The sequence below is a fragment of the Streptomyces oceani genome (assembly GCF_001751245.1).
Taxonomy (GTDB): domain Bacteria; phylum Actinomycetota; class Actinomycetes; order Streptomycetales; family Streptomycetaceae; genus Streptomyces; species Streptomyces oceani.
This window is the reverse complement of record NZ_LJGU01000130.1, coordinates 49,752-69,427: the sequence shown is the minus strand read 5'-3', so window position 1 is coordinate 69,427 and position 19,676 is coordinate 49,752. Positions and strand designations below refer to the sequence as shown.

Genomic DNA, 19,676 nt, shown 5'->3' with positions numbered 1-19,676 from the left:
GTGCGACACGGCGGGAGACGGGACAGTCGGTTCGGACGGTTGCTGCGGCACGGTTTCACCGACCCGGCGACCTCCGGTCGGCTGCTGGACACCCCCGTACTCGCCGGCGTACGGGACGATCCGCAGCTGCTGGACGCCCTCGGTTCCACCGCTGACCCGGACCAGGCACTGCTCGGCCTGGTGCGGTTGGTGGAGGCGCTGGACGCGGACGAGCCGGATCACCCCGACGACTCGGACGGGCGCCCCGACCCGGGCCCGGACGCCACGGGCGGCGGCGCGCGGACCCTCCTGGACACCCTGCTGACCGCGAAACCCCTACGGGACCGGCTGCTCGGGGTGCTGGGCGCTTCGGAGGCCCTGGGCGACCACCTCGCCCGGCACCCCGTTGACTGGCAGGCGCTGATCACGTACGAGGCGGCTGACCTGCACCCGGGCATCGAGGAGTTCGAGGCGGCGCTGTCCGAGGTCCGGGACCCGGACGCACTGCGCCTCGGCTACCGGTGCTGTCTGCTGTCCATCGCCGCGCGGGACGTGTGCGGCACCACCGGGGTGGCCGACATCGCGGCCGAGCTCGCCGACCTGGCGACCGTCACACTGCGTACGGCCCTGCGGCTGGCTCAGGCCGAGTCGCCCGAGGACGCCGCCGCCTGTCGGCTGGCCGTGATCGCGATGGGTAAGTGCGGTGGCCGGGAGCTGAACTACGTCTCGGACGTCGACGTGATCTTCGTGGGAGAACCAGCGACCCCCGCCGAGTCCGACGAGGAAACCGGTGTCCAGGAGGCCATGGCGATCCAGGCCGCCGGCCGGATCGCCGCCCGCATGATGCGGATCTGCTCGGACACCACCGCCGAGGGCACCATCTGGCCGGTGGACGCCAACCTGCGGCCCGAGGGACGGAACGGGCCGCTCGTACGCACCCTCAGCAGCCACCTGGCGTACTACCAACGCTGGGCGAAGACCTGGGAGTTCCAGGCCCTGCTGAAGGCGCGCCCGGTGGCCGGCGATCCGGCGCTGGGGGAGGCGTACCTGTCGGCGGTCGAGCCGCTGGTGTGGCAGGCGTCCGAGCGCGAGAACTTCGTCCCCGACGTGCAGCGCATGCGGCGACGGGTGGTGGACAACATCCCCGCGGCCCAGCTTGACCGGGAGCTGAAGCTGGGACCCGGCGGTCTGCGGGACGTCGAGTTCGCCGTACAGCTGCTGCAACTGGTGCACGGCCGCTCCGACGCCTCGCTGCGCAGTCCGACCACCCTGGCCGCGCTCGACGCGCTCGCGGCCGGCGGGTACGTCGGGCGGCAGGACGCCGCGGCGCTGGACGCGTCGTACCGTTTCCTGCGCACTCTGGAGCACCACATCCAGCTGCACAGGATGCGGCGCACCCACCTGATGCCGCAGGAGGAGGCCGACCAGCGCCGGTTGGGCCGGTCACTGGGTTTCCGGGTCGAGCCCGTCACGGAGCTGCAGCAGGCATGGCGCCGGCACGCCGCGTCCGTACGCCGGCTGCACGAGAAGCTCTTCTACCGGCCGCTGCTGGACGCGGTGGCGCAGCTGGCGCCCGGCGAGATCCGCCTGTCCGCGGTCGCCGCCCGGCAGCGGCTGGAGGCGTTGGGCTACGCCGACCCGGCCACCGCGCTGCGCCACCTGGAGGCCCTGGCCAGTGGGGTCAGCCGGAAGGCGGCGATCCAGCGCACGCTGCTGCCGGTGCTGCTGGGCTGGTTCGCGGACTCCGCCGACCCGGACGCCGGGCTGCTCGGCTTCCGTAAGGTGTCCGACGCCCTCGGCACGACCCCCTGGTATCTGCGGCTGTTGCGGGATGAGGGGGCCGCGCCGGAGAACCTGGCCCGGGTGCTCTCCGCCGGGCGGCTGGCTCCCGACCTGCTGATGCGGGCGCCGGAGGCGGTGGCGTTGCTCGGTTCGACGAGCCAGTTGCAGCCGCGCAGCCCGACCGCGCTCGTCCAGGAGGTGTTGGCGGCCGTCGGCCGCGCCGACGGTCCGGAACAGGCCGTGGCCGCCGCCCGTAGCGTGCGCCGCCGGGAGCTGCTGCGTACGGTCGCCGCGGACATCGTCGGGGCGTACGGCACCGAGGACAGCCCCGTCCCGGACGACCCGGCCGTGTCGGTAAGCCGACTCGGCGGCGCGCTGACCGACATCAACGCGGCGACTCTCGCCGGCGCGCTGCGCGCCGCCGTCCGCGCTCGCTGGGGCGACGAGCTGCCCACCCGGTTCGCGGTGATCGGGATGGGCCGGTTCGGCGGTCACGAGTTGGGATACGGCTCGGACGCGGACGTGCTGTTCGTACACGAGCCCCGTTCGGGCGTGAGTGACAAGGAGGCCGCCGCCGCGGCCCGGGAGGTGGCCGGTGAGATGCGTCGGCTGCTGCAACTGCCGTCCTCCGACCCGCCCCTGGTGATCGACACGGATCTGCGTCCGGAGGGCAAGTCCGGCCCGCTGGTGCGTTCGTTGGCCTCGTACGCGGCGTACTACCGGCGTTGGGCCCAGGTGTGGGAGAGCCAGGCGCTGTTGCGGGCGGAGCCGGTGGCCGGGGATCCGGAGGTGGGGGAGCGGTTCGTCGAGTTGATCGACCCGCTGCGCTATCCGGCCGGTGGTTTGGCGGAGGACGCGGTGCGGGAGATTCGCCGGTTGAAGGCGCGGATGGAGAGCGAGCGGCTGCCGCGTGGCGCTGACCGTACCCTGCACGCGAAGCTGGGTCGGGGCGGTCTCTCCGACGTGGAATGGACGGTGCAGCTGATCCAGCTGCGGCACGCCGAGGAGATCCCGGAGCTGAGGACGACCCGCACCCGGGGCGCGATGTCCGCGGCGCGCGCGGCGGGTCTGCTGGACGAGGAGGACGCACACACCCTGGACGAGGCGTGGTTGCTGGCTACCCGGGTGCGTAACGCCGCGATGTTGGTGCGCGGGCGGCCGGGCGACACTTTCCCCTCCGAACCGCGGGAGTTGGCGGCGGTGGCGCGTTACCTCGGGTACGACGCCGGACCGGGACGAGAGGACGCGGAGTCCGGGGCGGGGACCGGCGAGATGCTGGACGACTACCGACGCATGACACGGCGCGCGCGGGGGGTGATGGAGCGGGTGTTCTACGGCTCCTGAGGTGCCGGGGTGGCCGGCTTGGCCGTGGAGTGCGCTGGTCCGGTTGGCGCGGCTGGTCTGGTTGTCTCGGTTCCGGCCTCCGTCTTGGGAGTGGGTTCCGTCTTGGGAGTGGGTTCCGACGATGCCGCGCGCTCGATGGTGGCCGTGCCGGTCGCGGTGGCCATCGACGTCAGGGTGGCCGCCGTGCCCGTGCCATGGGTGGTGGCCGTACGGTCCGCTCGCTCGGCCGGCGACTGCTCGCCCGGCTCGACCTTCGGCGTGTGGACGTCCGAGGGCTGCTGGGCGGAACTCTCCGAAGTCGAACTCGCGCTCACCTGGCGGGGCATCCGGTGCGGCCACCGCCCGTACCACCACCGCACCACGCCGAAGCCGAACCCGAGACAGAGCAGGCCGCCCACCGCGTCCAGCCAGAAGTGGTTGGCCGTCGCCACGATGACGAACAGGGTGGCCAGCGGGTAGAGCGCGCCGAGCAGTTTGCCCCACAACGGCTTGGCCATGGTGGCGATGACGATGCCGCACCACACCGACCAGCCGACATGCATGGACGGCATCGCGGCGTACTGGTTCGACATGTCGGCGAGGTTGCCCGAGGCCGTCGATCCGAGAGTCTGGTGCACCTGCACGGTGTCGATGAAGTCGACGCCCTGCATCAGGCGAGGCGGAGCGAGCGGGAAGAGGTAGTAGCCGAGGAGGGCCGCGCCGGTGGTCGTGAAGAGGACGGTCCGCGCCGCGCCGTACCGTCCCGGGTGGCTGCGGTAGAGCCAGACGAACACGCCGATGGTGACGACGAAGTGCAGCGTGGCGTAGTAGTAGTTCAACGACATGATCAGCCAGGTCACGCTGTTGATCGTGTGGTTGATGGACTGCTCCACGGCGATGCCGAGCGCCTGCTCGATGTCCCAGATCCAGTCCGCGTTACGAAGCGCGGAGCGCCGCTGTTCGGGCACGGCGTTCCGGATCATGGAGTAGACCCAGTAGCTGACCGCAATCAGGATGATCTCGAACCAGATGCGCGGCTTGCGAGGAGTGCGCTTCCCGCTTTCGAGCAGGGCGCTGAACCGGCTCGCCAGGTCGGTCCCGCGCGTTTCCCCCCGATGCGGGGTGGCCGCGGGCGGCGAGCTGGTGGTCTTCGTCCTCGCAGTCGGTGCCCCCATGAAGGGATAGTCTGCCAGACGTCAGCGCCCGCACGATCATCCCCGGGTCGGGTCCCTCGGTAGGTCCCGTACCCCCTCCGGAGGACCGAACCCCTAGGCCGCGTCGTCGGTTGTGTCCCCCCGGCCTCCGGCCTGGGTAAGCCCCGACACCCGACCCGACTCCCTGATCCACGAAGGTCCGAACGACACGGCCTAGTCCTGGCGTGGTGCGGAGGCGGTGGAACCGCGCACGACCAGTTCCGGCACGAACACGAACTCGCTGTGCGGCGCCGGGGTGCCAGCCAACTCCTCCAGCAACGTACGAACCGCCGCCTGCCCCATCGCCGTCACCGGCTGTCGGATGGTGGACAGCGGCGGGTCCGTGAAGGCGATCAGGGGTGAGTCGTCGAAGCCGACGACGGACATGTCGCGGGGCACGGACAGACCGCGCTCGCGGGCCGCGCGGATCGCGCCGAGAGCCATCATGTCGCTGGCGCAGATCACGGCCGTACAGCCCCGGGCGAGGAGTTCCGCGGTGGCGGCCTGGCCCCCTTCCAGGGTGAAGAGCGAGTGCTGTACGAGTTGCCGGGCCTCCTCCTCTGGCATCTCCAGTTCCTCCGTCATGGACTCCAAAAAGCCCTCGGTCTTCCGTCGCACCGGGACGAAGCGCTCGGGGCCCAGCGCCAGGCCGATCGCGCGGTGGCCCAGCGAGGCCAGGTGGGTGATGGCCAGTCGCATCGCCGCTCGGTCGTCGGGGGACACGAACGGCGCACTCACATGTGGCGAGTAGCCGCCCACCAGGACGAACGGCACGCCCTGGGTGCGCAGCCGGTCGTAGCGCGCGGTGTCCGCCGTGGTGTCGGCGTGCAGCCCCGAGACGTAGATGATGCCGGTGACCGAACGCTCCACCAGCATCTCCGTCAGTTCGTCCTCGGTGGAGCCGCCGGGAGTCTGCGTGGCCAGCACCGGGGTGTAGCCCTGCCGGGTCAACCCCTGGGCGATGACCTGGGCGAAGGCGGGGAAGATCGGGTTCTCCAGCTCGGGAGTGATCAGTCCGATCAGGCCGGCGCTGCGCTGCCGCAGGCGAACGGGCCGCTCGTATCCGAGCACGTCGAGCGCGGCGAGGACGGACTCGCGGGTGTTGGCGGAGACACCGGGCCGACCGTTCAGCACCCGGCTGACGGTGGCCTCACTGACGCCAGCCTGAGCCGCTATGTCGGTTAGTCGTGCGGTCACGCTCGGCAAGCCTACCGGTAGCCGGGCTGGCTGCACAGCGCGTAGCGGCGGGCACCGTGCGCCAACACGGCGGGTGGTCAGCCGGGGAAGTGGTACCCGGGCAGTAGCCTCTCCCGCCGCCACTCGCGCGCGGTGTCGCGCAGCCCGGCGCGAGGGCTGGTCTCGCCGCGCAGGATGGCCTCCCAGGAGGGCTCGAACGCGGTGAACATGGCGGCGCTTCGGGGTAGTGGCCGGCGTGGCTTCGCCTTGGTGAGGGCGAGATGGAAGGCGCTGCGTACCGGATCGGCGAGGACCTGCTCGCTGTACGCGCTCTTCCGCGTGGGCAACAGCCCGAGCTTCTTCGCGACCCGTTCCTGCTGTCCGGTCTCCGTCATGAAGCGCACGAAGTGCTGGGCAGCCTCCGGGTCTTGAGCGTCCTCGGACACCACGAGACTGTGACCGCCGGCGGGCGCGCCCGCGCTGCCCGTGGAGCCCGCTGGTATCGGGGCGATACCCAGGTTCTCGCGCTCCCGGAAGGCGCTGCCGGAGAAGGTGTCGGCGGTCGACCAGGGGCCGTTGATCATCATCGCCACCTCGCCGTTCTTGAACGCGTCCTGCATCGCGGCGTACGCCGTGCCGTCCGCCGGGGGACGAAGGGCGGCACCGGAGGTGACCAACTCGGCGGCGGTGGCGGCCCCTTGTACGGATGCGTCGGCAGCGACCGTGACGCTCTCGGAGCGGTGGTCGACCATGGCGCTGCGTTCACCGTAAAGGAACGGAAGTGCGTAGTACGGATCCGTGTTGAGCGCGATGCCCCTCGCGTCCGTGTGCGCGCTGACCCGGAGGGCGGCCTTCCTGAGTTCCCCCCAGTCGGAGGGCGCCTGCCGGACGCCGGCGGCACGGAACAACTTCCGGTTGTACATCAGCGCCAGGGTGTCGGTGACCTGTGGTACGCCGTACACCCTGGCGCCCTGGAAGCTCGCACCGGTGGTGTGTGACAGGAAGTCGTCCTTGTCCCGCACCGCGGGGGTATCGGAGAGGTCGGCGAGCCAGCCCCGTTCTGCCAGGCCCGTGACCCATCCCACGTCCGCACGCAGCACATCCGGCGCGTCCCCTCCGCGCGCCGCATCGCTGTACCGCTGTTGGGCTTCGGAGAACGGCACGCTCCGACGCTTGACGTCGACGTTCCGGTACTCGCTCTCGAACGCCGCGACCAACTCCTTGAAGACCGGCTCCTCACTCTCGTTCGCGGTGTCCCACCAGGTGACGGTGCCGGACACGGCCGTGGGCCCGGACGTGTCGTCGCGAAAGGCCCCGCAGGCGGAGACCGTCAGGACGACGCCGAGCGCCAGCGCGATGGCCGACGTGGCTCGCTTCATGGCCGGAAACCTAGCGCGCGGCAAGGAGTTGCGGAAGCCTTCGACTGCCAGCGCCCTCGAATTGCTGAAAGTTGCCGCAAGGTCTTTCTTCTTCCTTGCATCGTTGCTACGTTCCTCGGCAATCGGGCGCCTCGCTGGTGCCGCGGACCATTTCAGGAGGATCAGACATGCGGCGTGGCATAGGGGTCACTTCGCTGGTGGCGGCGCTCGCGCTGGCGGCGACGGCTTGTGGCGGCGACGACGGCGGTGGAGGCCAGGGCTCGGACGGTGAGATCAGCGGCACCGTCACGTACTGGGACACTTCGAACGACGCGGAGAAGGGCACCTACAAGAAGATCGCCGAGGACTTCGAGAAGAAGCATCCGAAGGTCGACGTGAAGTACCAGCACGTCAACTTCGGCGATGCCAACGCCAAGTTCAAGAACGCCGCCGGCGGTGGAGAGTCGGGTGGCGCACCTGACGTGATGCGCACCGAGGTGGCCTGGGTCGCCGACTTCGCCAATCTCGGCTATCTCGCTCCGCTGGACGGCACGCCAGCGCTGCAGAACCAGGACGACTACCTCAAGGCCGCCGCGAGCAGCACGAAGTTCGAGGGCAAGACCTACGCGGTGCCGCAGGTGACCGACACGCTCGCGCTCTTCTACAACAAACGACTGCTCAAGGAGGCCGGCGTCGAGGTGCCGAGCACCCTCGGGGAGATGAAGACCGCCGCTAAGAAGATCAAGCAGAAGAGCGGCGCCACCGGCCTCTACCTGCGTGGCGACGATCCGTACTGGTTCCTGCCGTATCTCTACGGTGAGGGCGGCACGATGGTGGACGTCAAGTCCAAGAAGGTCACCGTCGACGACGGCCCCGGCGCCAAGGCGTTCGCCGCGATGAAGGACCTGCTCGACTCCAAGGCCGCCGTCAGCGACGCCACCAACGGCCAGGAGAACGGCCTCAAGGCGTTCAAGGACGGCGATGTCGCCATGATCGTGGACGGACCCTGGGACATCGCGGGTGCCCTGGAGGGCAAGGCGTTCAAGGACGAGAACAACCTGGGCGTCGCACCCGTGCCAGCCGGGAGCAAGGCGCAGGCGGCGCCCCAGGGCGGCTGGAACCTCTCGGTGTTCGCCGGTTCCGACAACCTCGACGCCTCCCACGCCTTCGCTCGGTACATGAGTTCGCCCGAGGTGCAGAAGCGGACCACCGAGGAGCTGAGCCTGCTGCCGACCCGGAAGTCGGTCTACGAGGAGCCGGCGGTCAAGGACAACAAGATGGTGCAGTTCTTCAAGCCCGCGGTGGAGAAGGCCCACCCGCGCCCGTGGATCCCGGAGACCAACTCGCTCTTCGAGCCCATCCGGGTTGAGATGAACGAGGTGCTCTTCAACGGAAAGGACCCGGAGAAGGCCGCCGGCAAGGTCGGTGCCGAGTTCCGCAAGCTGCTTGAGGACTACAGGTAAGGGTTGCCGAGGCATGTCTGTGGACACCGGCCAGCCGGTAGCCGAGGCCGTGGGCGGAGACGACAACTCCGCCCGCGGCCGGCGCCGGTTGGCGAAGCAGGGAGACCCCCGTGACGGACGGCCGAGCCGACGCTCGGCCCGTGGCCTGACCACGCTGTTCAGTCGGCACTGGTACGCCTGGGCCATGATCGCCCCGGTGGTGCTGGTCATCGCCGTGATCATCGGATATCCGCTGGGGCGCGGCATTTTCCTGTCGCTCACCGACGCCGACGAGTCCAACGTGTCCCGGACCATCGGGGTCAACGAGATACCGGCGACGTACCAGTTCGTCGGACTGGAGAACTACGCCGACATCCTCGGCGACAGTGTCTTCTGGGACCGGCTCGGCTGGACGGCGCTCTGGACGGTCGGTTGTGTCAGCGTCACCTTCCTGATCGGCCTGACGCTGGCCAACATGCTCAACCGCCAGGTCAAGGGCCGCTCCTTCTACCGGATCGCGATGATCGTGCCGTGGGGGATTCCGGCGTTCGTCTCCGTCTTCGCCTGGAAGATGCTCTTCAACGAGAAGTACGGCATCCTCAACAAGGTGCTCGACGGTGGCGGAGTCGAGGGCGTCTCCTGGCTGAGCGACCCGACCTGGGCGAAGCTCGCGGTCATCATCGTGAACGTGTGGCTGGGCGTGCCGTTCATGATCGTCGCCATGCTCGGTGCACTGCAGTCCATACCGGACGAGCTGCACGAGGCCGCCGAGATGGACGGCGCGAACGCCTGGCAGCGGTTCGTCAACATCACGCTGCCCGGGGTTCGTTCGGTCAGCAGCACGGTGATCCTGCTCAGCACCATCTGGACCTTCAACATGTTCCCGGTGATCTACCTCCTCACCAGGGGCGGTCCGGGCGACTCCACCGAGATCCTGGTGACGTACGCCTTCCGACTCTCGTTCGTGAACAGCCCACGTGACTTCGCCACGTCCGCGGCCTGGGGCGTGCTCATCCTGCTGCTGCTCTCGCTGTTCACGTTGATCTACCGACGCGCACTGCGCAAGCAGGGAGAGGTGTGGTGACGATGCGTACCCAGAAGCGTGGCAGGGCCGCGTCCGTCGGCCTGCACACCGGCCTGCTGCTCGGCACGGTCGTGGCGCTGTTCCCGCCACTGTGGTTGCTGGTGACCTCCTTCAAGCCGGACAGCGAGGCTTTCTCCACGGCGCTGGTCCGGGAGTTCACGCTCAGCAACTACGATCACGTGCTGGCGGACACACACTTCCTGGACTGGTTCGGCAATTCGCTGATCGTCGTGCTGGGAACCACCCTCATCGGCGTGTTCATCGCCTCCACCACGGGGTACGCACTCAGTCGCTTCCGGTTCCCGGGCATGCGTCCCCTCATGTGGGTGCTGCTGATCACCCAGATGTTTCCCATGGCGGTGCTGATCGTGCCGCTGTACAACACCATGGCGCGGCTCGGGTTGCTCAACCAGCCAGTCGGGTTGATCGTCACATACCTCACGGTGGCGGTGCCCTTCTGCGCCTGGATGATGAAGGGCTTCTTCGACACCGTCCCGATATCCATCGACGAGTCGGGGCGGGTCGATGGACTCAGTCCGTTCGGCACCTTCTGGCGGCTCATCATGCCGTTGGCGAAGCCCGGCCTGGCGGTCACGGGCTTCTACACCTTCGTCACCGCCTGGGCCGAGGTCGCGTACGCCACCGCCTTCATGACGGGGGAGGAGAACCTCACCCTCGCCGGTGGCCTACAGACCTTCGTCAACCGCTATGGCGCCGACTGGGGTTCGATGACCGCCGCCGCCGTGATCATCGCGGTGCCGGCAGCGATTGTCTTCGGCTTCGCCCAGCGACATCTGGTGTCCGGTATGACCGCCGGCGCGGTCAAGTCATGACCACCACCAACCCAGCCCCGCCACACCCCCGATACGACCTCGCGCTCGCCACGCCCCCGGGCCACACCTGGTCCGGCAGGACAGCCCACAGTCCTCGACCACAGGGAAACCATGACCCAGCACCACACAGGCCGGCACTCCTCCTCCGAGCCCGAGCGACTCTCGGACACCGGGGCACAGTGGTGGCGTGACGCCGTCATCTACCAGATCTACCCTCGCTCCTTCGCGGACGGCAACGGCGACGGCATGGGAGACCTCGCGGGTGTTCGCGCGCGACTACCCCATCTCGCCGAGTTGGGTGTCGACGCGGTCTGGCTGAGTCCGTTCTACGCCTCGCCACAGGCCGACGCCGGATATGATGTGGCCGACTATCGGACCATCGACCCGATGTTCGGAGCGATCGAGGACGCCGAGCAACTCCTTCTCGACGCCCATGAGCTGGGGCTGCGGGTGATCGTGGACGTCGTGCCGAACCACGCCTCCGAGCAGCACGAATGGTTCCAGCGCGCGCTGCTGGAAGGGCCTGGTTCTCCGTGCCGCGAACGCTTCCACTTCCGCGCCGGCCTGGGCGAGCATGGTGAGGAGCCCCCCAACGACTGGGAGTCCGTGTTCGGCGGGCCGGCCTGGACCCGCAGTAAGAACCCCGACGGCACGCACGGCGAGTGGTATCTCCACCTGTTCGCACCCGAGCAGCCTGACTTCAACTGGGACAGTCCGGCCGTGCGGGACGAGTTCCGCACGGTGCTGCGCTTCTGGCTGGACAAGGGCGTCGACGGCTTCCGCGTGGACGTCGCGCACGGTCTTGTCAAGGCGGCGGGCCTGCCGAACATGGGCCACGGCGAGCAGCTGCGGCTGCTCGGCAAGCAACGGCTGCCGTTCTTCGACCAGGACGGAGTGCACGAGATCTACCGCTCCTGGCGGCAGGTCCTCGAGGAGTACGACAGCGACCGGATCGCCGTCGCCGAGGCATGGACACCCAACGCGGAGCGTACGGCGCTCTATCTGCGCCAGGACGAGTTGCACCAGGCGTTCAACTTCCACTACCTCGACACCCCGTGGGACGCTGGCGCGCTGCGTCAGGTCATCGACGAGTCGCTGGAGACCACGCGCCCGGTGGCCGCCCCCAGCACCTGGGTGCTGTCCAACCACGACGTCGTGCGCCACCGCACCCGCTTCGGCGGTCTCGACCGGGCCCGCGCGGCGACCCTGCTGATGCTCGCACTGCCCGGCAGCGCGTACGTCTACCAGGGCGAGGAACTCGGCCTGCCCGAGGTGACAGAGCTGCCGGACGAGGTGCGCCAGGACCCGTCGTTCTTCAAGCAGGACGGTCAGGACGGACTGCGGGACGGTTGCCGGGTTCCCCTGCCGTGGAGCACGCAGGGACCGTCGTACGGTTTCGGAAGCGCGGGCAGTTGGCTGCCGCAGCCGCCCGAGTGGGGCGCCCTCAGCGTGGCGGCGCAGACCGGTGACCCGGGCTCCACCCTGGAGCTGTATCGTGCGGCGCTGCGTATCCGCCGCGAGCATCCCGACCTGGGGGCGGGTGACGCGGTGCGGTGGCTGGACGCGTCCGAGGGAGTGTTGGCCTTCCGCCGCGGCGCGTTGCTGTGCGTCGCCAACACCACCGACGGTCCTGCCCGGTTGCCGGTCGATCCGGGGCGGCTGCTGCTGGCCAGTGGCTCGTACGACGGTGGCGACGTGCTACCGGGCGACACTACGGCCTGGTGGACCGCCGAATGACCACGCTGCCCACCGCCCGGCTCGCCGACATCGCCCAGCAGGCCCAGGTCAGCGAGGCCACGGTCAGTCGGGTGCTGAACGGCAAGGCGGGCGTGGCGGCGGCCACTCGGCAGCGGGTGCTCGCCGCACTGGACATCCTGGGTTACGACCGGCCGGTGCGGCTCAAGCAGCGCAGTGCCGGCCTGGTCGGCCTGGTGATCCCGGAGCTGACCAACCCGATATTCCCGGCGTTCGCGCAGGTGATCGAGCAGGCCCTCAGTGGGTACGGCTACACGCCGGTGCTGGGCACCCAGATGCCTGGTGGCGCTACCGAGGACGAGCTGGTGGACCAGCTGGTCGCGCGCGGAGTCACCGGGATCATCTTCCTGTCCGGGCTGCACGCCGACCTGTCCGCCGACCCGGGGAGATACGACAAACTCGCGGGCCGTGGTGTCCCGTTCGTCCTGATAAACGGTTTCAACGAGCGCATCAGCGCCCCGTTCGTCTCGCCGGACGACCGTGCCGCGGCCCGCATGGCGCTGCGGCACCTGACGGACCTGGGCCATCGACGCATCGGACTCGCCGTGGGGCCGGAGCGGTTCGTGCCGTCCCGGCGCAAGGCCGAGGGGTTCGCGGAGGGGCTTCGGGAGACCGGTGACGTGGTCACCGGGGCCACCCAGCACACCCTGTTCACGGTGGAGGGGGGCCACGCCGCGGCGGGCCCGTTGCTGGACCAGGGGTGCACGGGCGTGGTGTGCGGCAGCGACCTGATGGCACTGGGCGTGGTGCGGGCCGCGCGACAGCGGGGTCTGCGAGTGCCCGGCGAACTGTCGGTCATCGGCTACGACGACTCGGAGCTGAACGCCTTCACCGATCCGCCGCTGACGACGGTACGCCAGCCCGTACGCGCCATGGCCAACGCCGCGGTGAACGCGCTGCTGGAGGAGACCGGTGGAAGCCCGGTGCCGCGGACGGAGTTCGTCTTTCAGCCGGAGCTGGTCGTGCGCGGGTCCACGGCGCAGTCGCCCAGATAGCGCTTGAGCGGAGATTTCCGCGCAACTCCTTCCGCAACTTTCTGCAAGCTGTTACGTTCTCAAGCGTTCCGGTCCGGCCGGTCGGAGTCCCTGTCCACAGGGCTCACGCGCCCGGCCGGCCGGATCGGCTCAACCAGCCCACGGACCTGGCACGTTGCCCGCCCCACGGGGGCGGGCGCTACCGCCGGGCCGCCCGCCCCCGATCCCAGCCCGCCCCGACACGGGTCGCCCGGCGCCTGTCCAGATCCCCGCCCCGCCGGGCGGCCCGGCCGCTTCCCGGACATCGCCAGAAGGAGAGCCTTCCGTGCCAAGAAAGTCCGTGCGTCGTGGGTTCACCGCGACCCTCGCGGCCCTGTTGCTCTCGCCGTTGCTGAGCGCGGCGGCCTCGGAGGACACCGCCCCCGGGGACGAGCCGAAACCGAGCGCCAGGGCCCAGTGGATCGACCGCGAAACCATCGCCTGGGACGTCAAGACCCCTGAGGACCGGCACGCCCAGCTCGACTACGCGAGGCAGGAGCGGCTGCGTCTGAACCCGGTCGAGGGCGGCCTCACCCGCCAACAGCGGGAGGAGTACCCGCACCTGGCGGACTACACCGCCTTCACCGTCCACCCGAGCGACCGTGACCAGGTGCGGCAGGCACTGCGCGGACGGCTCGTCGTCACCCAGCGGGACACGAGCGGCGAGGTGTTGGAGTCCACCGGGGTGCAGATTCCCGGCGTGCTCGACGACCTGTACGGCACCGAGGCCGCCGAGGCGGAACTCGGCCCGGTGTTCGACCGTCACGGCCGGCCCACGCTGTCGGTGTGGGCGCCCACCGCGCAGCGGGTCACCCTGGAACTCGACGGGGAGCCGGTTCGTATGCGACGGGACGACAGCACCGGGGTGTGGAGCGTACGGGGCGATCGCGCCTGGCGGGGCAAGGAGTACCGCTATCAGGTGCGGGTCTGGGCGCCCAGCGTGCGAAAGAACGTCACCAACAAGGTCACCGACCCGTACTCCACCGCGCTCACCGCGAACTCCAAGCGGAGCGTGGTCACGGATCTGGACGCCGCACGCCTCAAGCCCCCGGGTTGGGAGAGCGGGGCGAAACCGGAAGCGACCGCGCTGAGTGACGCGCGGATTCAGGAGCTGCACGTGCGGGACTTCTCCGTCGCTGACGAATCGGCCCGGCACCGAGGCGAGTATCGCGCTTTCACCGAGCGGGACTCGGACGGCATGCGACACCTGCGCAAGCTCGCGAAAGCGGGCACCTCGTACGTCCATCTGCTGCCGACCTACGACATCGCCAGCATCCCGGAGCGCGAGAAGGACCAGCGGCAGCCGGACTGCGATCTCGCGGCACTGCCCGCCGCCTCGGTCGAGCAGCAGAAGTGCGTCGGCGAGGTGCGGGACCAGGACGCCTACAACTGGGGGTACGACCCGCTGCACTACACCGTGCCGGAGGGCTCGTACGCCAGCGACCCGGACGGGCCACGACGCACCCTGGAATACCGGGAGATGGTTCAGGGGCTGAATCGGGCGGGGCTGCGTGTGGTGCTCGACGTCGTCTACAACCACACGTTCGCCGCCGGCCAGGACGAGAGGTCCGTGTTGGACCGGATCGTGCCGGGCTACTACCAGCGGCTGCTCAAGGACGGCTCGGTGGCCGACTCCACCTGCTGCGCCAACACCGCCCCCGAACACACCATGATGGGCAAGCTGGTGGTGGACTCGGTGGTCACCTGGGCGAGGGAGTACAAGGTCGACGGCTTCCGCTTCGACCTGATGGGGCACCATCCGAAGGCCAACATCCTCGCGGTCCGTGAGGCCCTTGACGAGTTGACGCTGGCGGAGGACGGGGTCAACGGCGAGGACATCATCATGTACGGCGAGGGGTGGAACTTCGGCGAGGTCGCCGATGACGCGCGCTTCGAGCAGGCGACCCAGGCGAACATGGCCGGCACCGGAGTCGCCACCTTCTCCGACCGTGCTCGGGACGCGGTGCGCGGCGGGGCGCCGTTCGATGAGGACCCGCGCGTCCAGGGCTTCGGCAGCGGCCTCTACACCGACTCGAACGGCTCCGGGAGCAACGGCACCCGCGAGGAGCAGAAGCGACGACTGCTGCATTACCAGGACCTCATCAAGGTCGGACTGACCGGCAACCTCGCGGACTACACCTTCACCGACTCCACCGGCGAGCGGGTGCGTGGCTCCGAGGTGGACTACAACGGCGCCCCGGCCGGATACGCCAAATCGCCGCGGGACGCCGTCGCCTACGCGGACGCGCACGACAACGAGTCGTTGTACGACGCCCTCGCCTACAAACTCCCGGCCGACACCTCCGCGGCCGACCGGGCGAGGATGCAGGTGCTGGCGATGGGCACGGCCGCCCTCTCTCAGGGACCCGCGCTCAGTCAGGCTGGCAGCGACCGGCTCCGGTCGAAGTCCCTGGACCGCAACTCCTACGAGTCCGGCGACTGGTTCAACGCCATCCACTGGGACTGCCGCGACGGCAACGGTTTCGGGCGCGGCCTGCCACCCTCCTGGGACAACAAGGACAAGTGGCCGTACGCGAAACCCCTGTTGGCCAGGGACAACCTCACCCCGTCCTGCTCGGAAACGACCGCCGCCTCGGCCGCCTATCGGGACCTGCTGCGTATCCGTACGAGCGAAGAGGCGCTGTCCCTGGACACCGCCGCCGAGGTGCAACGCGAGGTGGGATTCCCGATCTCCGGCGGCGAACAGCAGACACCCGGAGTCATGGTGATGACCGCGGGAGATCTGGTCGTGGTCATCAACGCGACCCCCGAGGCGCGGCGACAGCCGGTGGAGGAGCTGGTGGGAGGGGACTACGCCCTGCACCCCGTCCAGCGTTCCGGTTCCGACGAGGTGGTCAAGGCCGCCCGCTACGACTCCGCGGACGGCGTCTTCGAGGTGCCGGCACGCACGGTCGCGGTGTTCCGCTCCGGGCGGTAGCCGGCGGCGCGGGTGGGGGTACGGGCACGGGCGTCGGGACACCCGGCGCGCGGCTCGGCCCGCCGCCCAGCCCCGACCGGACCGACAGCGGTTATCCGGTCGCCGACTCGCTGTTGCCCGGCGGTGCCGGATCGCCGGGCAACAGCCCGTTCAGCCGCTTCCGCAGCTCCTCGAACACGCCGTCGCTCGGCTCCTGTTCGAGGATGTCGCGCACCACCGAAGCGGTCTGCTCGTCGTACGCCGCGCTCACCGCCGCCAGTGCCAGGAAGCCGTGTACCAACTGTCGTTCCAACTCCTGGCGGGGGATCTTCCGGCCGTCCTGCCAGGTCAGGGCCGTGGTCTCGGCCAGCCCCACCCAGGAGCGCACCACCAGGGCCAACCGCGGACCGGGGCTGCTGACCCCGAGGTGCGCGAGCACCTGGTCGTACGCGGCCTGCCGCACCTCGTCCACCATCGCGCCCGTGTGGGAGGAGCCGACCGTCGCACCGCCGCGCAAGAGCGCCGCGAAACCGGGCCCGTGCTCGGCGACGAAGTCGAAGTACCGCTGCATGACTCGCAGGAGGCGCGCGCCCAGGGGGCCCTCGTGCGGCTCGACGAACCGGGCCGTCAGACCGTCCGCGGCGCGCCGCACCGCGGCCTCGTACAGGCTGTGCTTACCGGGGAAGTAGTGGTACACGAGAGGTCGGGAGATGCCGGCCGCGACCGCGATGTCATCGATGGAGACCCGTTCCGGCGAGCGCTGGCTGAACATCTCTAACGCGACGGCGATCAGCTGCTCGCGCCGCTCCTCGACGGCCATCCTGCGCCGCGTGCCGCTGCTCGTGGTGGTCGACATGACGACACTCTAACCAGCGCGCGGCGCCCTGGTGCACGGGTGCGCCGGACCCGCCCGCGACGCCCGTACGGCGTGCGTGGTCAGTCCTGGTCGAGATAAGCGAGGACGGCGAGCACCCGGCGGTTGTCGTCGTCCGAGGGGGGCAGCTGCAGCTTCCCGAAGATGTTGGAGGTGTGTTTCGCGACCGCCCGCTCGGTGATGAACAGGTGTTGTGCGATCGCCGCGTTGGAGCGGCCCTGTGCCATCAGCTCCATCACCTCCTTCTCCCGGCCGGTGAGGTTCACCATGGGCCGGTCCTGCGCACGGCGGGATAGCAGTTGGTGAATCACCTGGGGGTCCATGGTCGTACCACCGGCGGCGACCCGCCGCACCCCGTCGATGAACTGCTCCACCTCGAAGACCCGGTCCTTGAGCAGGTAGCCGACCCCGCCGTTCCCGTCGGCGAGCAGTTCGCGCGCGTACAACTGCTCCACGTGCTGGGACAGCACCAGCACGGGCAGCCCCGGACGTTTGCTGCGTGCCTCCAGCGCGCACTGCAGGCCCTCATCGCTGAAGGACGGCGGCAGCCGCACGTCCACGACCGCGACATCCGGCTGCAACTCCTCGAGCGCCCGCGCCAGTTCCGGGCCGTTGTCCACCGCGGCGGCGATCTCGAACCCGTGCGCCTCCAGCATCCGCACGAGGCCGTCCCTCAGGAGAAACAGGTCTTCTGCCAGGACAACGCGCAACGGAATCTCCAGGTGGGAGTCGGAGTACGAGTTCATCGACGGTACGGCGTGTCCGGCGGTCGGGAACGGGACGAGGCCCGCGCCTGACCGCCGGACACCAGGAATCTACCGTCTGTGCGTCACGCGTGCCGCTACCCGGCGGGCTTACCGACAGCACCCTTCGGGCCCGCGCTGCTCCGGGACGCCCGCGCGCCGGATCGTGCAGGCTCGCGCCACCTCGTCGTCTCCGCACCGTACGACGGTTCCGCGCACCGTACGAGGACGTGGCGAGGATGTGGGAAACCGGTCCGGACACCAGCCCCGGTTCAGCGGGCAGTCGTTGGGAAGGCGGTCGCGCCTACCAGCGCCGCCGTGACCGGCATGTGCCGGCGCCGGCTCAGAAAAGCGAGTCGCGTTCCCGCACCATCCCGCTGAGCCGGTGCTGGATGGTGTCCTTCACCTCGCCCGCGAGCTTCTCCACCACCTTCGGGTCCTCAGCGGCGCCCGGTGCGAAGCCGTCGGTGCGCACGGGCGGATCGAACCGGATCTTCCATCTCGTCGGGAGCGGCATCAACCCGAGGACACCGAGCAGCGGAAAGGTGGGAGTGATGGGGAAGTAGGGCAGCTTGAGCATGCGAGCGAGGGTGGGGGATTCGCCGATCATGGGATAGATCTCCTCCGCTCCCACGATCGAGCACGGCACCATGGGCCGGCCGGTGCGTAGCGCCAGGCTGGCGAAGCCGCCGCGCCCGAATCGCCGCAGCCGGTAGCGCTCGTCGAAGGGTTTGCCGAGGCCGCCGTACCCCTCCGGCATCACCCCGACGAGGGCGCCCTCCCGCAGCAGGCGTTCGGCGTTCTCCGGGCAGGCGCGGACGTGGCCCAGCTTGCGGGCCAGGTCGCGGATCATGGGCACGGAGAAGGCGAGGTCGGCGGCGAGCATCCGGAGGTTGCGGTGTGCGGCGTGGTCATCGTGCAGACAGAGCTGCAGCATGAGCGCGTCCATCGGGAGGGTGCCCGAGTGGTTGGCAACCACCAGCCCGGAGCCCTCGGACGGCACGTGCTCCAGCCCCTCGACCTCGACCCGGAAGTACTTCCGGTACAGCGGACGTAGTGCGGGCATCAGCGTGTCGTCGACCAGTTCCGGATCGAAGCCGAACTCGTCTACGGCCGTGTCTTCGGCGGAGAGGCGGGCGTAGAGGTCGACCACGCTCGCGAAGACGTCCTGCACGATCTGTGACGCCAGAGACTGCCCGTCTCTGAGAGGTATCTCAGGGTGTGGCACGCCCATCTCCTCAGGTTGTCGAGGGGACGGTGGTGCGGGCGAAGCCACCGCGCGGTGGTGTCCTTCGCCGCCTGCCGGCGGCGACTTCGACCAGCACGGCGGTGGCGCCTGACTGGCGTTTCCCGGTACCTGGCACGTTCCCCTCACGCCGGCCCTTCGCGTCGCAGTCTGTCCGGTCCCTCTGACCGGGGACTGACGAGGCGCTGACCCCTCGGCGGCACGGGGCCCTCCGCGGTTTCGTCCACTGTGCGCCCTGTGACGTGCGGTACGTCGCGTGGTAGTTTTTGGACGAGTGACCTGGGCGATAGTCCAAGTTGATCGTTCACAGAGGACAGAGCCATGGCTATGGATTCCGCGACGCGCGGCCAGCAGACGCGTGACCGCCTGCTCGACGCCGCGGTGCAGCTCATCGTGGAGGAGGGCTGGGGGGCGGTGACCACCCGGAAGATGGCGGAGCGCGCCGGCGTACGCCCCGGGGTGGTGCACTATCACTTCGACACCGTCACCGACCTGCTCGTCGAGGCGTCCCTCGACGCCACCCGGCGGGAGCTGGGCAAGGCACTGGACGCGCTCCAGCAGCAAGAGGGCCCCGCGGGCCTGGAGGAAGTGCTGCACACGGTGGGGTCCTACTCCTCCGACGACCCGATAGCCGTGCTGCTGAGCGAGACGCTCCTGGCCGCGACACGTATCGAGAAACTGCGGGAGCAGCTCTCCGAGCTGATGAGGGAGTGGCGTGCGATGACGGCTGGGTGGCTGGAAGCCCAGGGCGCGCCCGATCCGGAAGCCACCGCGACGGTCCTGGGTGCCGCCCTGGACGGGCTGGTGCTGCACTGCCTGCTTGATCCCCAACTGCGGACCGCGCCACTGACCGACCCGCTCGAGCGGTTGGTCGGACTGGACAGCCGGCCAGTCGCTGAAGCGGCTGACGGTTGACCATCGCCCGTGACCGAACCGACGACAGCATCGTAAGACAGTG

Annotated in this window: 12 protein-coding genes and 2 pseudogenes; 8 read left to right on the top strand and 6 right to left on the bottom strand. The window is 69.6% G+C overall.

Annotated features, from left to right (window positions below):
- The gene (locus AN216_RS16295; RefSeq protein ID WP_070197414.1) at positions 1–3,105 is read left to right on the top strand and encodes a bifunctional [glutamine synthetase] adenylyltransferase/[glutamine synthetase]-adenylyl-L-tyrosine phosphorylase; all 3,105 of its coding nucleotides are present in this window, start codon (positions 1–3) and stop codon (positions 3,103–3,105) included.
- A 311-nt stretch (positions 3,106–3,416) separates the two neighbouring features.
- Here the strand turns inward: AN216_RS16295 and AN216_RS16290 are convergent.
- The 3 genes and pseudogenes from AN216_RS16290 to AN216_RS16280 all read right to left on the bottom strand — a co-directional run.
- A pseudogene (locus AN216_RS16290) lies at positions 3,417–4,259 on the bottom strand (phosphatase PAP2 family protein); the annotation flags it as partial.
- A gap of 192 nt (positions 4,260–4,451) precedes the next feature.
- Positions 4,452–5,474: a LacI family DNA-binding transcriptional regulator gene (locus AN216_RS16285; RefSeq protein WP_070197413.1), complete on the bottom strand. Its 1,023-nt coding sequence runs from the start codon at positions 5,472–5,474 to the stop codon at positions 4,452–4,454.
- A 77-nt stretch (positions 5,475–5,551) separates the two neighbouring features.
- Complete coding sequence (locus AN216_RS16280) at positions 5,552–6,832, bottom strand: extracellular solute-binding protein (RefSeq protein WP_070197412.1); 1,281 nt, start codon at positions 6,830–6,832, stop codon at positions 5,552–5,554.
- Between the two features lie 167 nt (positions 6,833–6,999).
- Here AN216_RS16280 and AN216_RS16275 point away from each other — a divergent pair, with 167 nt between their 5' ends.
- From AN216_RS16275 to pulA, 6 genes and pseudogenes are all read left to right on the top strand, one after another.
- Positions 7,000–8,274 carry an extracellular solute-binding protein gene (locus AN216_RS16275; RefSeq protein ID WP_070197411.1) on the top strand — a complete coding sequence of 425 codons (1,275 nt, stop codon included), beginning with the start codon at positions 7,000–7,002 and terminating at the stop codon, positions 8,272–8,274.
- A gap of 13 nt (positions 8,275–8,287) precedes the next feature.
- Positions 8,288–9,337: a carbohydrate ABC transporter permease gene (locus AN216_RS16270; RefSeq protein WP_070197410.1), complete on the top strand. Its 1,050-nt coding sequence runs from the start codon at positions 8,288–8,290 to the stop codon at positions 9,335–9,337.
- A gap of 2 nt (positions 9,338–9,339) precedes the next feature.
- On the top strand, positions 9,340–10,170 hold the full coding sequence (locus AN216_RS16265) for a sugar ABC transporter permease (protein WP_170843142.1): 831 nt from the start codon (positions 9,340–9,342) through the stop codon (positions 10,168–10,170).
- Positions 10,171–10,281: 111 nt separating this feature from the next.
- Positions 10,282–11,907 carry a glycoside hydrolase family 13 protein gene (locus tag AN216_RS16260; protein ID WP_070197409.1) on the top strand — a complete coding sequence of 542 codons (1,626 nt, stop codon included), beginning with the start codon at positions 10,282–10,284 and terminating at the stop codon, positions 11,905–11,907.
- On the top strand, positions 11,904–12,920 hold the full coding sequence (locus AN216_RS16255; RefSeq protein WP_070197408.1) for a LacI family DNA-binding transcriptional regulator: 1,017 nt from the start codon (positions 11,904–11,906) through the stop codon (positions 12,918–12,920). The genes AN216_RS16260 and AN216_RS16255 overlap by 4 nt, the downstream gene beginning before the upstream one ends.
- 403 nt (positions 12,921–13,323) lie before the next feature.
- Positions 13,324–15,876 (top strand): annotated as a pseudogene (gene pulA / locus AN216_RS16250) (pullulanase-type alpha-1,6-glucosidase); the annotation flags it as partial.
- 91 nt (positions 15,877–15,967) lie between these two features.
- Here the strand turns inward: pulA and AN216_RS16245 are convergent.
- From AN216_RS16245 to AN216_RS16235, 3 genes are all read right to left on the bottom strand, one after another.
- Positions 15,968–16,711, bottom strand: a complete 744-nt coding sequence (locus AN216_RS16245) for a TetR/AcrR family transcriptional regulator (protein ID WP_244502495.1) — start codon at positions 16,709–16,711, stop codon at positions 15,968–15,970.
- 80 nt (positions 16,712–16,791) lie between these two features.
- Positions 16,792–17,439 (bottom strand): response regulator transcription factor, encoded by a 648-nt coding sequence (locus tag AN216_RS16240; protein WP_070197429.1) that lies wholly within the window; start codon positions 17,437–17,439, stop codon positions 16,792–16,794.
- Positions 17,440–17,815: 376 nt separating this feature from the next.
- A complete protein-coding gene (locus AN216_RS16235) occupies positions 17,816–18,706 on the bottom strand; it encodes a lysophospholipid acyltransferase family protein (protein ID WP_070197406.1) in 891 nt (296 codons plus the stop codon).
- Between the two features lie 333 nt (positions 18,707–19,039).
- Between AN216_RS16235 and AN216_RS16230 the strand changes: the two genes are divergently transcribed.
- A complete protein-coding gene (locus AN216_RS16230) occupies positions 19,040–19,633 on the top strand; it encodes a TetR/AcrR family transcriptional regulator (RefSeq protein ID WP_079166655.1) in 594 nt (197 codons plus the stop codon).
- The last annotated feature ends 43 nt before the right edge of the window (positions 19,634–19,676 follow it).

What these genes read in the sequence shown, in the direction of transcription:
- AN216_RS16280 (WP_070197412.1), bottom strand. Translation starts at nt 6,832, where the DNA reads ATGAAGCGAGCCACGTCGGCCATCGCGCTGGCGCTCGGCGTCGTCCTG.
- AN216_RS16270 (WP_070197410.1), top strand. Translation starts at nt 8,288, where the DNA reads ATGTCTGTGGACACCGGCCAGCCGGTAGCCGAGGCCGTGGGCGGAGAC.
- AN216_RS16265 (WP_170843142.1), top strand. Translation starts at nt 9,340, where the DNA reads ATGCGTACCCAGAAGCGTGGCAGGGCCGCGTCCGTCGGCCTGCACACC.
- AN216_RS16230 (WP_079166655.1), top strand. Translation starts at nt 19,040, where the DNA reads ATGGCTATGGATTCCGCGACGCGCGGCCAGCAGACGCGTGACCGCCTG.
- AN216_RS16260 (WP_070197409.1), top strand. Translation starts at nt 10,282, where the DNA reads ATGACCCAGCACCACACAGGCCGGCACTCCTCCTCCGAGCCCGAGCGA.
- AN216_RS16235 (WP_070197406.1), bottom strand. Translation starts at nt 18,706, where the DNA reads ATGGGCGTGCCACACCCTGAGATACCTCTCAGAGACGGGCAGTCTCTG.
- AN216_RS16275 (WP_070197411.1), top strand. Translation starts at nt 7,000, where the DNA reads ATGCGGCGTGGCATAGGGGTCACTTCGCTGGTGGCGGCGCTCGCGCTG.
- AN216_RS16255 (WP_070197408.1), top strand. Translation starts at nt 11,904, where the DNA reads ATGACCACGCTGCCCACCGCCCGGCTCGCCGACATCGCCCAGCAGGCC.
- AN216_RS16245 (WP_244502495.1), bottom strand. Translation starts at nt 16,711, where the DNA reads ATGTCGACCACCACGAGCAGCGGCACGCGGCGCAGGATGGCCGTCGAG.